The organism is Enterococcus cecorum (assembly GCF_052119425.1).
In the GTDB taxonomy this organism is placed as follows: Bacteria; Bacillota; Bacilli; order Lactobacillales; family Enterococcaceae; genus Enterococcus_E; species Enterococcus_E cecorum_C.
In genome coordinates, this window is record NZ_JBQKFH010000049.1 from 1 (window position 1) to 14,510 (window position 14,510).

Genomic DNA, 14,510 nt, shown 5'->3' on the forward strand with positions numbered 1-14,510 from the left:
AGAGGGACAATGGGTTGTTTCATCATAAAAAACCTCCAATCTTCTGTTTGAATACAGTATAACTGGAGGACTAGATAGATGCGATACACCTTGTTATTGGACGCTTACACTCCATCAACTATAGCTGTTTACCATTAAATCTTGCTTCTACACGATAAATTCTTTGTCCACGGCTGGAAAATTTTTCTTCGTATTCCGTCATGATATTGCCTTCATAATCACTATGATGCAAATCAAGCCAGACTTTTAAAATTGTCATCCCATACTGTGAAAAACTAGCCAAGGAATATTCAAATAAGCCTTGATTATCGGTTTTAAAGTGGATTTCTCCAGCTGGTTTTAAGATTTGCTCATCAACAGCTAAGAAACTCTTATACGTTAAGCGACGTTTTTCGTGACGTTTTTTCGGCCATGGATCAGAAAAGTTCAAATAAATTCGATCCACTTCACCATCTGCAAAATATTCTGTCAAGCTTGATCCATCAACATGCAATAATTGTACGTTGGGCAATTCTTCAGCCAAAACTTTATCTAAGGCAAAAGAGACCACACTGACTTGAATCTCCACACCAATATAGTTAATTTCTGGATGTGCCTTAGCCATTTCCGTAATAAATTGGCCTTTTCCCATCCCAATTTCAATATGAATCGGATGGTCATTGCCAAAGCGCTCATGCCACTTTCCTTTAAAAGTATGGGCTTGATCCACCACATATTCTGGATGAGATGAAATCAATTCTTCTGCCCCTTTACGTTTTCTAACTCGCATCTTTTTTCCTTTCTTTTTCGCAGCCAACTTTATCTTCCTAAAGAAATAGACGGAAATCTATGTTTTTGAGAATTCCGTCTATTAAGAGCGATATAGTCTTTTTAGTTGGATAATTTCGCGGTTGGTCTGGCGATAATCACTTTTTAATACATTTTTTTTAATTTCTTGTAAAATACTCAATAAAGCATACCAATAGATTTTTTCCATATAGTCACTTTCAGGCTCGATACCATAGCTTAATAACCAAGCACTCCAACTAGCAACTGGTACATAAGATCCTAAGATGGTCGCGATATCTACTGCTGGATCGGCAAACATAATCGAATCCCAGTCTACCAGATAAAGATAATTTTGGCAGACAATCCAATTTTTATAATTCACATCTCCGTGGACTACACAGGCATCACGCACATCAAAAAGCGGGATATGCTCTTGTAAGTAACGAATCACCATCTGTAAAAATGAATTTTGGGCAATCTCTTTTGGTAACTTCTCACAATAATTTTGCAACATCAATTCAGGTGGGAAAAGTTGCCCCCCTGTTTTTTGGAGCATGGACTTTAAAGAAGGTGAATGGTGTAAATGATATAATACATCAATCACATCATTGCGTTTACCAATTTCATCTGCTTGTAAAATTCGTCCATCTAACCATTCTTGTGCTGTTAAAACATCTCCTGAACCCGTGCGTTTCGTCCATACTAACTTAGGGGCAATTCCCTCTTTTGATAACGCCGCAAGCATCGGAGTGGTATTTCGTTTGATAAAGACTTTTTCTTTTGCACGCATGCCGACAAATGCTTTACCCGTATCGCCTTTTAATGGTTGCATACGCCATTCATTATCAACACGAATCTCCATCAAATTTTACTCCCTTCATTTTAACAGTAACTATAATTGTAGCCCCTTATATAAAAATCGTCAATAGCTGAAAAACAATCAGTTACGCATTTTCATCACAATTTCATTTTACTTGAGAGGCTGATACAATCTCTTTATAACATGGGCAATACAACACATGATCATTGATGACACCAATTGCTTGTAAATAGGAATAGATAATCGTTGGACCGACAAAACGAAAGCCTCTTTTTTTCATATCTTTACTAATTTTTTGGGAAAGTGCATCTTGACTAGGAATTTCTTCTTCATTATGCCATTGATGATGAATCACTTGAGAGTCAGTAAACGACCAGATATAAGCATCAAAACTACCAAATGTTGCTTGCAATGCTAAAAAGGCCTGTGCATTAGCAACGACTGCTTGAATTTTCATGCGATTGCGGATGATGGCTGGATTTTGACAAAGAGCAGCAATTTTTTCTTCATTATAGGTAGCGATTTTTTGAACATCAAAATCATCAAACGCCTGTCTAAAGCCTGCTTGTTTTTTCAAGATAATGGCCCACGAAAGACCCGCTTGCATCATTTCCAGTACTAAATATTCGAATAATAGTCGCTCATCATGACAAGCTATACCCCAACGTTTATCATGATAGTCTTGCATTTGTGGACTCTGCAACGCCCAACTACATTTTTGCATCCTCATTCACCTCAAGTTCATTGTACTAAAAAACTAAAGTCAATACTATTTCTTTTTTCATCGAACAATTCCAAACAGTTTCATAGATTTGTATAGTCTTTAATCAAAATTTGTTACAATGACTTAAACTTATACCATTTTCCCTTTTAAAAAGTAAACGCTTTCTAGTATAATGGATGACGTAAGGAGGAAATCAAGATGCAACTACCCAAATCCACACAAGCGATGACTGATTTTGCAAATTTAGTCACTTATGCTTTTGATAAAACATCATCTGTCTTAAATGAAGAAAAATTTCATTCCCGTTATCAGCACGGATTATGTTTTGGCTCTTATCATAATGACCAGTTAACCAATGGCCTGATGATTAATCTATTTCCAAGTTATCTAAATCATCAAAAACTACAAATGGCGGGTATAGGTTATGTAGCAAGTGATCCAATTTATCGTGGCCAAGGGAGTATCAAAGCCCTTTTTGCCGAAGTTTTGCAGTATTTATATGAAAAGCAAGTAGCCTATGCGCAACTCGCTCCGTTCTCGGCAGGCTTTTATCGCCAATTTGGTTTTGAGGAAGCCTTTTATCAAAAACAATATCGCTTTGGTTTTGACTCATTTGAACGCACCAATTTTCAGCATGACTTGACCTTAAAGCGTGGCAGCTATGAGGAATTGTTAGCAGATATCCAAACCGTTTATCAAAAAGCACATCAAGGGGGGCTCTGGCGTGAAGATTGGTGGTGGCAAAGACTACATATTTATTATCCTAATCGCTTTTATGTCGTAATTTATGACGAGACACATCCAGTAGGCTATCTCATCTATCGTAAAATGGGTAGCACCTTTCAAGTAGAAGAATTGATTTACCTTCACTTGAATGCGCTAAAAGCAAGCCTACAGTACATTAAGTCCCATCAATCGACCTTTCAAGAAGTGACCATTTGTGCGAGCACCCAAGAAAGATTAGAATGGCTCTTTCCTGAACAAAAGCGTATTGAAATCAAGATTCGTCCTTACATGATGAAACGCATACTCCATATTGAGCAAATTCTCGCCCAATATGAAGCATTAAATTCCCTAGTGATTCAGGTAACGCAAGATGATATCTGTTCACAAAATGTCGGCTATTGGCAATATGATAGTGATAGTTGGCAAAAAACAACAACTAAGGAGGCGGATTTAAGCGCAGATATCACCACCTTTAGCGCACTCTTACTAGGGGAGCTTACTGTGGATGAGGCAATTTTTACCCAGCGTTTACAAGCAAGTACGAAAGCGCACAAATTGAAATTACCTTCATTCAACCAGCAATTTTTTGATTATTATTAATTGTCAATGTCTCAAGCGTTGACAGAACTTAGCAAAGGAGAAAAAATAATGGATAAGTTTACAGCATTTATGGAAAAACATTTCATTCCTGTAGCTTCTAAAGTCGGATCACAGCGTCATTTAGTGGCCATCCGTGACGCCTTCTTAGTTTCTATGCCATTAATGATTTTGGGTGCCCTAGCCGTAATGATTAATAACTTACCAATTCCTGGCTTCCAAAATCTAATGAATTCCATCTTTGGCGGAGAAGCTTGGAAAGGATTTGGTGGGGCCGTCTGGAATGGTACTTTTGCAATTTTATCAGTATTTATTGCCTTTCTTTTAGCTTATAATATCGCTTATAGCTATAAAAAAGATGCAGTTGCTACCGGGGTTGTTTCACTAGCCTGCTTCTTTACACTAGGTGCAGCAGTTAGTGGTATGAGCTCAACTGGTCTTTTCGTAGCCTTAATCGTCGGTATCGTGTCTGCCGAAATTTTTACACGTTTAATCGATAACCCTAAATTAGTCATTAAAATGCCAGATGGCGTGCCACCTGCAGTCGCTAAGGCCTTTGCTTCCTTGCTTCCTGCGATGATTACTGTTTCTATTTTTGGTTTAGTCGCAGCAATTATTGCCGCATTTGGAGTCAAAGATATGTTTGCTTCCTTCTATCAATTAGTCCAACAACCATTTATGGGCTTGGCAAATAGTTATGGTTCAGCCTTACTTATTGCCTTTATTACGCCATTCTTATGGTTCTTTGGTCTACATGGAGCAAATATGATTGATCCATTCATGCAAACAATTAACGCACCTGCTATCGAAGCCAATGTAAAAGCAATCGAAGCCGGAAAAGCTGCTCCTTATATCGTTAACAAACCATTTATCGATTCATTCGTAAACATGGGTGGTACTGGGGTGACTTTAGGTTTAGTCATTGCCATTTACTTATTTGGTCGTAAAAATAAACCTTACATGGTCGTAAATAACTTAGCCGCTGCCCCAGGTATCTTTAATATCAACGAACCATTAATGTTTGGTTTGCCATTGGTATTAAACCCCATTACCTTTATTCCATTTATCATTACGCCTATGGTCTGTGTGACAATTGCTTACTTTGCGACAAAAGCTGGTTTAGTCCCAGCCGCAACGGTTATGCCACCATGGGTTACACCACCAATTATCGGCGGCATTTTAGCTACTAAGAGTATCGCTGGTGGTATCTTAGCAGCTGTGAACTTAGCGGTTTCTACTTTAATCTATGCACCATTCGTCATCATGGCAACGATGCAAGAACAACAAAAAGAACAAAGCGCTAAATAATTAAGGTAAAAAAAGGACGTTGTTTTCACATTTGAAGACAACGTCCTTTCTTATTTAATATTGCATTTTCTTTAAACGCATCGGTACATACGCGCCCTGTAAGATAACTACAATGACAATATTTCCCAATATAACAAAAGGTACTAGGTGTAACTGGATAGTCAGCAAACTGACTAATGCAAAAATCAACGCACTCACACTTAATGTCCAACGCAATATCATATAGAAGTTCTTTTCTTTGATTTCTTTAGCTACTGGATAAAGTCTAGTAAGCACTTGACTTTGATATTGCGTCATCAAAGGGATTATTTGGAAAGTAATTAAGTATAAAAATAAGCCACTAACAACTAGACTAAAGCGCCAATCATCCACCGCCAACAGACAAACGCCTCCTAGGAGTAATAGACGTACGACTTGACCAAAATACTCATCACTACGCATGAAGCGATGGATAAACAAATAGCTATAAGTCTGTGTTTGCTTTTTCGAAACGCGCTCGAACAGCCATTGTGCCCCGCGCATCTTGCGCATTTTACTTTCGATAAACGGTACATCAGTAAATAGATTAATAAAGCGATAAATCCGATACATCCGCTTTTGCTCACTATCAATGGTAAATTCCCAATCTATCAAACTCGTTTTCAGGCGTTTTTGTTGACTGAAAAAATGCAAGTTGACTAAAAGAACCATCAAATAAAAGATAAGCCAATGTACAAAAAATAAACCGACTAAAGCCAAAATAGATCCTATCCACCAAACTGTGCGCGCCATTTGTCGTTTTTGTTTCGTCAATTGATAAACGGCTTGACGTTGCGCTTGTAAATCCGCAAATTTTAAGCCAATGAGGCCGACTAAAACCACAGGATATCTCACTAAATCCCAGCCAAGCGAAACTTTGATTAAGGGCATCAAAAATCCTAGTCCAAATGCCAAGACAATCGCCGGTAAAATCAGCGAATAATTTCGTGCTTGATCCAAAAAACGATTCATCTCTTGTTCTTTAGGTAAGAGGAAGAGTCGGTCAGCCGGTTTTAATAAAGTAGCTAGCTTGCCGACTAATAACAAAAGAATACAAATCGCTAAAGCCACAAAACGACCTGGATAAAAAGGGGTGGGCAATTGTTTTAAGATTTGTGAATAGTATAAAGTCGCACCACCAAATAAAAAAGTTAAAATCACGACAAAACTATCATTCAAAATATAGCGTAAATATTTTTGTAGTTGGCGATGATGGTTTGCTAAACGGCTTGAAAACAACTGATTCATCGCGCTTCCTCCAATGTTAAGGCTAGGTACAATTCATCCAACGAAGCATCTGGCATAGCAAATTGTTCTTTGATTTGGGCGAGTGTTCCTTGAGATTTGATTTGTCCCTCATGCAAGAAAATAAAACGATCACAATATTTTTCAGCGGTGGACAAGACATGGGTAGACATCAAGATACTTTTGCCTTTTGCTTTTTCTTCTTTTAATAGCTCTAACAAGGCATGAATCGCCAAAGGATCTAATCCTAGAAATGGCTCATCAATAATGTAAAGGCTCGGTTCGATTAAAAAGGCGCAAACAATCATGACTTTTTGCTTCATCCCTTTAGAAAAGTTGGCCGGAAACCAATCCAATCGTTTCTCCAATCGAAAGGTCTTTAGCAATTTATCTGCTCTTTGCATCGCCACATCCATCGGAATATCATAAGCCATGGCCGTCACTTCAATATGCTCTCTTAAAGTTAATTCCTCATATAACACAGGACTTTCTGGGATGAATCCGATTTTTTGACGATATTGACTTGCGGACTTGTTTAAAGATAGACCATCAATTTCAATCGTTCCACTTGTAGGTTTTAATAATCCGATAATTTCTTTGATAGTCGTGCTTTTCCCAGCACCATTTAGTCCAATTAAAGCAACTAATTCCCCATTTTCAATTTCAAAATTTAAATCTTTTAAAACAGGATGCTGAAAATAGCCCCCTGATAAATTTTTCACTGTTAAAGTCATCTTAAATCCTCCAAAATAGACTATCTTCATTATAACAAAAATCTTATGAATAAAACATGAACTTTCAAGCAAAAAAAGATATCCAACACGAAATGATTCGCATTGGATACCTAATTGCGTCTATTAAGCCAACTCTTCTTGGAACTGACTATTATATAAATCAGCATAGAAACCATTTTTCGCCATTAAAGCGTCATGGTTACCCGTTTCAACAATCGAACCTTGATTCATCACAATGATATTATGGGCATCGCGAATAGTAGATAGACGGTGCGCCACGACAAAGCTTGTACGATTTTCTAGCAGACGATTCATTGCTTGTTGGATTAAGATTTCTGTACGAGTATCTACACTAGAAGTCGCTTCATCCAAAATCAAAACATCTGGGTTAGCTAAGAAAGCACGGGCAATCGTAATTAATTGTCGTTGCCCTTGGGAGATATTACTTGCTTCTTCGTTTAAAATCGTATCGTATCCCTCTGGTAGCTTACGGACAAATTCATCTACATGAGCTGCCTTGGCTGCGGCGATGACTTGTTCTTTGGTTGCCGATTCATTGCCGTAACGAATATTATCATAAATACTTCCTGTAAATAACCAAGTATCTTGTAAAACCATTGAGAAGTGACTACGTAATTGTTCACGCGTCATATCCCGGGTATCTTGACCTTCATAACGGATACTTCCACCTTTAACATCATAAAAACGTTCAAGCAAGTTAATCAAGGTCGTCTTCCCTGCGCCGGTTGGTCCGACAATCGCCACCATTTCACCCGGTTTCACATCTAAATTAAAGTCTTTCATTAACACTTTGTCTTCAGTATAGCCAAATTGGACATGTTCAAAACGGACTTTATAAGGTGAATTTTCTTCTTTAGCTACCCCACTTGGCACATCTTGCATTTCTTCTTCGTCTAATACTTCAAAGACCCGTTCTGCTGAGGCAATGGTTGATTGAATGGTATTAATTAAACTTGCTAATTGAGTAATTGGTTGTGAAAATTGGTTCGTATATTGTAAGAAGGCTTGGACGTCCCCTAATGGTAATTCACCATGAGCCACACGTACGCCACCAAGTACAGCTACAAAGACATAGCCTAAGTTTTTCACGAAATTCATCAATGGCATAATAATCGCTGAAATAAATTGTGCCTTCCAACCAGCTTTATAAAGTTCTTCATTTTCTTTTTCAAAAACTTCTTTATCGCTGGCTTCATGGTTGAACACTTTCACAACGGTATGACCACCATAAGTTTCTTCTACTTGGTTATTCAACAAACCTAGACTCTTTTGTTGGGCTGCAAAATATTTTTGCGATTTAGGCGCAACAATCATCACCACAATCAAACTAAGCGGCACAGTAGATAAGGCAACTAGCGTTAATTGCCAACTAATGGTTAACATCATGTATAAGACCCCAACTAAAGTTACGATACTCGTTACAAATTGGGTTAAGTTTTGTTGTAAAGTCGCCGCGATATTATCCATATCATTGATGACCCGCGACATGATATCGCCATTGGTATGCGTATCATAATATGAAATTGGTAAACGTGACATTTTATGATCTAAATCCCGACGCATTTCATACACTGTACGTTGTGAAACCCGCGTCATAATAAATTGTTGTAAGAAACTAAAGACGGCAGAGATGACATACATGCCAACCGCAATCAAAATAATCTTTTCAATTTTATCAAAATTAATTGGGAACTTATCAATTTTTAGTCCCATTTGCATTTGGGCATAACCTTTCATCACACCCTTAAAAATTTCAGTTGTTGCTTTCCCTAAGATTTTTGGCGTTTGGATTTGGAAAATGACCGAAAGAATCGCTAAGACAAAGACCGCACCAATCGCTACTAAACGCTTAGACATGTAGCCAAATAGTCGTTTGGTTGTCTTCCAGAAATTTTTAGGTTTTTCACCTTTTGCCCCAATGCCATGACCCGGACCGTGACCTGGACGTCGTGGCGCTTGTTTTTTTTGTTTTTCTTCACTCATGCCAAATCCTCCTCTCTTAATTGGGAATGAACGATTTCTTGGTAAGTGGTATTATTGGCAAGTAACTCATCATGGGTCCCTTTACCAACTACTTTTCCTTCATCTAATACTAAAATCATATCCGCATCCATGACCGTACTTACCCGTTGAGCGACAATGACTTTAATCTTATCATGCATTTGTTCTTTCAATGCCTTACGTAATTTGGCATCAGTCTTAAAGTCTAATGCTGAGAAAGAATCATCAAAGACATAGATATCAGCTTGTTTCACTAACGCACGGGCAATGGCTAGACGTTGTTTTTGTCCACCAGAAAAGTTGCTACCGCCTTGTTCAACGTGATGATCAAGTCCATCCTCAAATTTTTCAACAAAATCCTTCGCTTGAGCAATTTCTAAGGCTTTCCAAATCACTTCATCACTGGCATTTTGGGCACCATACTGCATATTTTCGCGAATCGTACCAGAAAATAGCACGGCTTTTTGTGGAACGAAACCAATGACTGAACGCAAATCATGTTGTTTCACTTGACTAATATCTTGACCATTAATCTTAATCGTACCACTTTCAATGTCATATAGACGTGGAATCAGATTGATCAAGGTTGATTTACCGGAACCAGTTCCTCCGATAATAGCTAAAGTTTGGTTCGCACATACTTTAAAGTCAACATCTTCTAAGGCCAACTTTTCAGCTCCAGTATAACGATAATTCACATGTTCAAAAGCAAGTTCACTCTTTTTACCAGCTAAGGCAATTTCACTAGGTTGCTTAACATCTGGCATATCGTCTGGTAATTCAAGCACTTCATTAATACGTTCAGCTGAGGCCTGCGCACGTGGCACCAAGACGAAAATCATCGACAACATCATGAAGCTAATTAAAATTTGCATTGCATAAGTCATAAAGGCAATCAAGTTACCGACTTCTAAGCTCTTATCAGCAATCAAATGTCCCCCAAACCATGTGATGGCAATATTCGTCCCACTCATTACTAAAGTCATAAACGGAATCATAAAGGCTACAATCGTATTAACTTTAATCGCCGTTTGAGTGTAATCGGTATTAGCATCATCAAAACGTTTCTTTTCAAAATCATCTTTTCTAAAAGCGCGAATGACACGCACCCCTGTTAAGACTTCACGAAAGACTAAGTTTAGGCGGTCGGTTTTCTTTTGCATGCTCTTAAATAGTGGCACGGCAAAAATCATCAAAAGGGCAATAAAGACTACGACAATCGGAATCACGAATAAGAAAATCTTGGTTAATTCCGCATCTTTTCGATAAGCCAAAAAGCTCGCTCCGACTAAGGTAATCGGTGCATTAATCATCATTCGTAAAAACATTTGCGCCACCAATTGAATTTGGTTCACATCGTTGGTAGTACGAGTAATTAAAGAAGCGGTCCCGAATTTATCAAATTGATGTAAAGAAGAACGCTCCACTTTTTCATAAATCGAACTACGTAATTCCTTCCCTAATTTTTGTGATTCACGGGTCGCAAAATACGTATTACAAATCGCGGCTACAATACTGATTAATGAAAAACCAATCATCACAAAACCAGTATGCCAAATATAATCAATATCGCCTTTAGCTACCCCATTGTTAATGATATCAGAGGTTAAATTAGGCAGATATAAATCCGCTAAGACTTGGACAATCATGAATAAAAACGCCATAATCGCAGACATGACTGACACGCGTTTCATTAATTTAAACATCTATTGTTCCTTTCTGCTAGCACCCATCTCTAGCCAATTTAATTTTTTCTCATAGCGGGTAATGATTTTTTGAACATCCACTTTTTCTTGATCCTTTTGACTACGATACCCTTCTACTACACTGGAAATGAACGCATTCATAATCATTTGAATTAACAAATCCAAATCCTCAAAAGAATCAAGAACTAGTAAATCAAAATTGACATACTGCTGAAAAATCTGACTTTGCGATTCTTTATTCTTATGCATTTTCTGATGATGTTTATGAAAGTTCGCTGTAAATTTTTTAGAAGAACGATAATTCATATTCATAAACGAAAATTTAAAGAAATTCGCATACTCACTATTAAACAAATGCGGAATCGCCTGTTTAAAAAATTCACGATAAGCCGCAAATAAATCGCCTTTTTGTTCAATCAGCATCTCTTTTAAGAAGTCAAATCCAATACTTTGAACCGTTTGAAAACAATAGAAATAGACATCTTCTTTATTTTCAAAGTACTGATAAAAACTGCCTCGCGGGATTTCTGCATTTTTCACAATATTAGCAATCGATGCCTCTTCTAATGGGACACGCGAAAACTCTTGAATCGCAGCATCGGTAATACGTTTGCGCTTTTCTTCGGGCAAATGCAAAAATGTTTCTGTAGGCATAGGCTCACCTCATTTCGTTTATTTATGACACTCTGTCACATGACACCTTGTCATAATATACCCAAACGAAAAAAATTGCAAGTAAAAAATTCAATCAATTGATAAAATTTCAAAAAAAATAAAAAACACCTGACATTCAATCGTTTTCAGTCAGATGTTTGCTATAATGAAAGAAAAAAGTAGGTGAAAATAATGGAAACACTGATACTGCTGATTATGGGAACTTGCCTTTTAGGTATGGTGATTCAATTCTCGCAAAAAGAAGTCACTGGCAAAGTGTTTGGCTATGCAGCGATGTTTTTATTTATCCATCTTTGTGCCTCAATGTTAGCTGGCTTTTTGGCCGATGAAGGGTTATTGACTGTACAAAAGTTAATGAGTCTATCACAAATACTTTCAGGGATATTGATTATAGCCATCAGCATCAAATATTACCTACAATTACGGAAAAAAGCCAAAGACGAATAAAAGTCCAGCGATGCAGCATCTTGCATCGCTGGACTTCTTTTCTTCCTGTTTATTCTAATAGCAAGAGTTCATCAAATAAAATCTTGCCAATGACAGCAAATAAGCCATCAAAAAGCATTAAGCTCATATTCACTGCTAGAAATAAGGCGCACCGTTCAAAACCATTTTTGATTTTTTTGTGCTTCATAAACAAATAGGTTAAATAATTCGCCAAATAAGTAATAATTGTTAATATGATAATCATTTTTTCTAAAAGTAACATCTTTATTCCCTCTTAATCGGCTACAACCTACCTATTACAACCCTTAAACTAGCTATAGCCTTTTTCTTTTAACTCAATTGATTGACAATTTTACGCATTAACTCAGCTGTTTCTTGAGGCAATGCATGATAGCCGTCTTTTAGATGATCTTGCGCTTGGATAAAGTCTAAACGGGTTTCCATTCTATCTTTTAAGCGTTCACAATAAGCTTTATCTTCAAAATCGACTGGATAGCCATCAATTGCTAAGTATTCTACATCTTCAATCGTGCCAAATGGTTTGAATTCCCCACTTTCAGCAATAATCTTTTCAATGCTTCCTAAAGTGACTTCTTTCGTTACTTTCTTACCATTGAATTCATCTGTGTTTAATACATAGCAAGCTGTATGTTGGTTTGCGAATAATTCACGGAAAGCAAGATAGTCTTCAGATAATTTATAACTTCTGAATGGATTCGCATATGGTTCAATAACCAATTGATCACGGCGAACTTTACCGACTAAGTTTTCTGCCGTCGAACGTTTAGTCGCTAAAGTCAAGCCAAACACAGCGGCCAACGTAGGATTATTGATTTTAATCACTGGTGGCAACGTATTATCTTTCATAATCCAGAAGATAGCATCAATTTTTTCAGATAGATGGTCCACACGATTTGGTGTAACATAACGAGATTTCACTGTACGACCATTCCCATTGCGCACATCTTCAAGGACTAATACTTTCTTACCCTCTTCGTCTAAGGTAATACCGACATTTTGACAAGTTAAGAAATAATTCACCGCATCATCGGTTAATGGATAATCTTGCACTTTATCAAAGTAAGATGGTTCCAAAGCAGTTGTACTTCCTGTCGCACGATTAATGACAAACGCATCATCATGCAATACTTCTACTTTCGAATTTTCATCATGGTGCTTAGCTAAAGTGATGGTTGATTTACCTGAGCCTGATAAACCAAACGCTGCCATCGTAAAGGTCTTATCTGGTAAGTGATATTGTTTCATTCCCCCATGGCAAGCCACAAAGCCATTACGATGTGCCGTTGCCCAAGCTAAAGTCAAGGTTGCTTTCTTCAATTCGCCAAAGTAGCGTAAACCTAGGATGGCAGCCACATTTGCTTCTGGCATAAATAAAGCAAGTCCGTTTGGAAAATCTGGATGAGACCATTCTGGATTGGCAAAAATATAAATATCATTTTCTGGATAAGGTTTGGATTGTTTATATTTGTCTAACCATTCTTGAGTCGCTAATTGGAAGTTCAACATATATGAGTATAGGTTCATTTCAAAGCCTTTTGGTAGCATCAAATGGCTACGAACCATAAATTCTTCATCAAGTCCCACCACTACTTCTGTCTTATAGAATTCTTGCTTAGTAGCTTGATAGACAGCTTCTCGTAATACACGACGATACCCTTCACGATCAATACCGGGTTCAGTCACAATGACCCGAGCAGCTGCGGTACGACCTACGATAGCACCATCATTATTAGCCAAAATCTTCGTATCTTCAGCTAATCCTAAATCCTTGGCGTGTAAGATGGGCATATCAGTCACTACTGTTCCAGGTGCATTCTTAGCCATTTCATAGGCTTCTTGAATATTTTGAACGCTTCTCACATGATTGCCATAAAAAGCGGACTCTACCAACACTTTAAATGGGGAAAAGCGTGGGTTCTCTTTGGTAATTTCGCTACGACTAAATTGTTGAATTGTTGACATACTACAAAACCTCCTACAGAACTTTACAATGAAACCCTTTTCATTTACAGTTACTATTATACTATTTTATTTTTAAAATGCACGGATAATCTGAAAATAATTACAAAATCTAAATAATTTTTTTACAAATGACACAAATTTCCTAAATACAAAATTCAAGGGTATTGATTTTACTTAATAATCTGCTTTTCTCCTGATAACGAAAAAATAAGGAATAATACAACGAAAATTACTTCACAAGGAGGTTGGTATTTTATTTAAACGTATACTATTTGACTGTATCTCATTACCTGAATATATTAAAGCTAGAAAGAAGGATGATAATATGTGTGATTTAACACACAAGAAAAATGAATCTCAACACTCAAAACAGATTAATAAGTATAAAGAAAAAATCAAAGTAACACAAAGCAATCTCTTAGAAAATGAATGTTCTAATTTAGCTAGTTTAGAAATGTTTTCAGATGATTTTTTGGAAGATGGTAGGCAGCAATTAAAAATTCAAGATCGAGAAAATTTTTAGTTCTACAGTTAATAAAATGTAGGCTATTATATAAATAATTTTGCAAATTTTCTAGTTAAATCTGGCTTGATACACAAACAATTAGCCAAAATTAGTACAGAATTGCTTGGAAACAGCGGAAAGCAAAGGAAATATTTATTACGATTTCAGAAAAGGGTCATATTGATTTACCAGTGCTATCAGCTTCTCAAGAATTTGGAATGGTTGAAAGAAA

Annotated in this window: 14 protein-coding genes; 4 read left to right on the plus strand and 10 right to left on the minus strand. The window is 37.1% G+C overall.

Annotated features, from left to right (window positions below):
• Positions 1 to 118 precede the first annotated feature (118 nt).
• The 3 genes from trmB to ACTQZM_RS10435 all read right to left on the minus strand — a co-directional run bounded on the left by trmB (position 119) and on the right by ACTQZM_RS10435 (position 2,312).
• Positions 119 to 769 (minus strand): tRNA (guanosine(46)-N7)-methyltransferase TrmB, encoded by a 651-nt coding sequence (gene trmB, locus ACTQZM_RS10425; RefSeq protein ID WP_113783583.1) that lies wholly within the window; start codon positions 767 to 769, stop codon positions 119 to 121.
• 81 nt (positions 770 to 850) lie between these two features.
• The gene (locus ACTQZM_RS10430; RefSeq protein ID WP_113783582.1) at positions 851 to 1,630 is read right to left on the minus strand and encodes a phosphotransferase family protein; all 780 of its coding nucleotides are present in this window, start codon (positions 1,628 to 1,630) and stop codon (positions 851 to 853) included.
• 103 nt (positions 1,631 to 1,733) lie between these two features.
• A complete protein-coding gene (locus ACTQZM_RS10435; RefSeq protein WP_441653721.1) occupies positions 1,734 to 2,312 on the minus strand; it encodes a DNA-3-methyladenine glycosylase I in 579 nt (192 codons plus the stop codon).
• A 198-nt stretch (positions 2,313 to 2,510) separates the two neighbouring features.
• Here ACTQZM_RS10435 and ACTQZM_RS10440 point away from each other — a divergent pair, with 198 nt between their 5' ends.
• Positions 2,511 to 3,638 carry a GNAT family N-acetyltransferase gene (locus tag ACTQZM_RS10440; protein WP_441653722.1) on the plus strand — a complete coding sequence of 376 codons (1,128 nt, stop codon included), beginning with the start codon at positions 2,511 to 2,513 and terminating at the stop codon, positions 3,636 to 3,638.
• Positions 3,639 to 3,686: 48 nt separating this feature from the next.
• Positions 3,687 to 4,943: a PTS sugar transporter subunit IIC gene (locus ACTQZM_RS10445; protein ID WP_171299435.1), complete on the plus strand. Its 1,257-nt coding sequence runs from the start codon at positions 3,687 to 3,689 to the stop codon at positions 4,941 to 4,943.
• Positions 4,944 to 4,997: 54 nt separating this feature from the next.
• Here ACTQZM_RS10445 and ACTQZM_RS10450 read toward each other — a convergent pair whose 3' ends face one another.
• From ACTQZM_RS10450 to ACTQZM_RS10470, 5 genes are all read right to left on the minus strand, one after another.
• The gene (locus ACTQZM_RS10450) at positions 4,998 to 6,209 is read right to left on the minus strand and encodes an ABC transporter permease (protein ID WP_441653723.1); all 1,212 of its coding nucleotides are present in this window, start codon (positions 6,207 to 6,209) and stop codon (positions 4,998 to 5,000) included.
• Positions 6,206 to 6,940: an ABC transporter ATP-binding protein gene (locus ACTQZM_RS10455; RefSeq protein WP_248623998.1), complete on the minus strand. Its 735-nt coding sequence runs from the start codon at positions 6,938 to 6,940 to the stop codon at positions 6,206 to 6,208. Before ACTQZM_RS10455 ends, ACTQZM_RS10450 begins: the two co-directional genes overlap by 4 nt.
• 123 nt (positions 6,941 to 7,063) lie before the next feature.
• Positions 7,064 to 8,944: an ABC transporter ATP-binding protein gene (locus ACTQZM_RS10460; protein ID WP_441653724.1), complete on the minus strand. Its 1,881-nt coding sequence runs from the start codon at positions 8,942 to 8,944 to the stop codon at positions 7,064 to 7,066.
• Positions 8,941 to 10,668 (minus strand): ABC transporter ATP-binding protein, encoded by a 1,728-nt coding sequence (locus ACTQZM_RS10465; RefSeq protein ID WP_441653725.1) that lies wholly within the window; start codon positions 10,666 to 10,668, stop codon positions 8,941 to 8,943. Before ACTQZM_RS10465 ends, ACTQZM_RS10460 begins: the two co-directional genes overlap by 4 nt.
• The gene (locus ACTQZM_RS10470; protein ID WP_113783575.1) at positions 10,669 to 11,322 is read right to left on the minus strand and encodes a TetR/AcrR family transcriptional regulator; all 654 of its coding nucleotides are present in this window, start codon (positions 11,320 to 11,322) and stop codon (positions 10,669 to 10,671) included.
• 192 nt (positions 11,323 to 11,514) lie between these two features.
• On the opposite strand from ACTQZM_RS10470, the gene ACTQZM_RS10475 reads away from it, so the two are divergent.
• The gene (locus ACTQZM_RS10475; protein WP_441653726.1) at positions 11,515 to 11,790 is read left to right on the plus strand and encodes a hypothetical protein; all 276 of its coding nucleotides are present in this window, start codon (positions 11,515 to 11,517) and stop codon (positions 11,788 to 11,790) included.
• A gap of 49 nt (positions 11,791 to 11,839) precedes the next feature.
• Here ACTQZM_RS10475 and ACTQZM_RS10480 read toward each other — a convergent pair whose 3' ends face one another.
• On the minus strand, positions 11,840 to 12,052 hold the full coding sequence (locus tag ACTQZM_RS10480; protein WP_047242194.1) for a hypothetical protein: 213 nt from the start codon (positions 12,050 to 12,052) through the stop codon (positions 11,840 to 11,842).
• Positions 12,053 to 12,120: 68 nt separating this feature from the next.
• Entirely contained in the window at positions 12,121 to 13,773 is a 1,653-nt protein-coding gene (locus ACTQZM_RS10485; RefSeq protein WP_047334927.1) for a phosphoenolpyruvate carboxykinase (ATP), read from the minus strand.
• 325 nt (positions 13,774 to 14,098) lie between these two features.
• Here ACTQZM_RS10485 and ACTQZM_RS10490 point away from each other — a divergent pair, with 325 nt between their 5' ends.
• Complete coding sequence (locus tag ACTQZM_RS10490) at positions 14,099 to 14,296, plus strand: hypothetical protein (protein WP_441653727.1); 198 nt, start codon at positions 14,099 to 14,101, stop codon at positions 14,294 to 14,296.
• The last annotated feature ends 214 nt before the right edge of the window (positions 14,297 to 14,510 follow it).

Excerpts from the sequence above, each read along its gene's own strand:
- ACTQZM_RS10470 (WP_113783575.1), bottom strand. The coding sequence starts at position 11,322 with ATGCCTACAGAAACATTTTTGCATTTGCCCGAAGAAAAGCGCAAACGT.
- ACTQZM_RS10430 (WP_113783582.1), bottom strand. The coding sequence starts at position 1,630 with ATGGAGATTCGTGTTGATAATGAATGGCGTATGCAACCATTAAAAGGC.
- ACTQZM_RS10460 (WP_441653724.1), bottom strand. The coding sequence starts at position 8,944 with ATGAGTGAAGAAAAACAAAAAAAACAAGCGCCACGACGTCCAGGTCAC.
- ACTQZM_RS10475 (WP_441653726.1), top strand. The coding sequence starts at position 11,515 with ATGGAAACACTGATACTGCTGATTATGGGAACTTGCCTTTTAGGTATG.
- ACTQZM_RS10490 (WP_441653727.1), top strand. The coding sequence starts at position 14,099 with ATGTGTGATTTAACACACAAGAAAAATGAATCTCAACACTCAAAACAG.
- ACTQZM_RS10485 (WP_047334927.1), bottom strand. The coding sequence starts at position 13,773 with ATGTCAACAATTCAACAATTTAGTCGTAGCGAAATTACCAAAGAGAAC.
- ACTQZM_RS10455 (WP_248623998.1), bottom strand. The coding sequence starts at position 6,940 with ATGACTTTAACAGTGAAAAATTTATCAGGGGGCTATTTTCAGCATCCT.
- ACTQZM_RS10445 (WP_171299435.1), top strand. The coding sequence starts at position 3,687 with ATGGATAAGTTTACAGCATTTATGGAAAAACATTTCATTCCTGTAGCT.
- ACTQZM_RS10450 (WP_441653723.1), bottom strand. The coding sequence starts at position 6,209 with ATGAATCAGTTGTTTTCAAGCCGTTTAGCAAACCATCATCGCCAACTA.
- ACTQZM_RS10480 (WP_047242194.1), bottom strand. The coding sequence starts at position 12,052 with ATGTTACTTTTAGAAAAAATGATTATCATATTAACAATTATTACTTAT.
- ACTQZM_RS10465 (WP_441653725.1), bottom strand. The coding sequence starts at position 10,668 with ATGTTTAAATTAATGAAACGCGTGTCAGTCATGTCTGCGATTATGGCG.
- ACTQZM_RS10435 (WP_441653721.1), bottom strand. The coding sequence starts at position 2,312 with ATGCAAAAATGTAGTTGGGCGTTGCAGAGTCCACAAATGCAAGACTAT.
- trmB (WP_113783583.1), bottom strand. The coding sequence starts at position 769 with ATGCGAGTTAGAAAACGTAAAGGGGCAGAAGAATTGATTTCATCTCAT.
- ACTQZM_RS10440 (WP_441653722.1), top strand. The coding sequence starts at position 2,511 with ATGCAACTACCCAAATCCACACAAGCGATGACTGATTTTGCAAATTTA.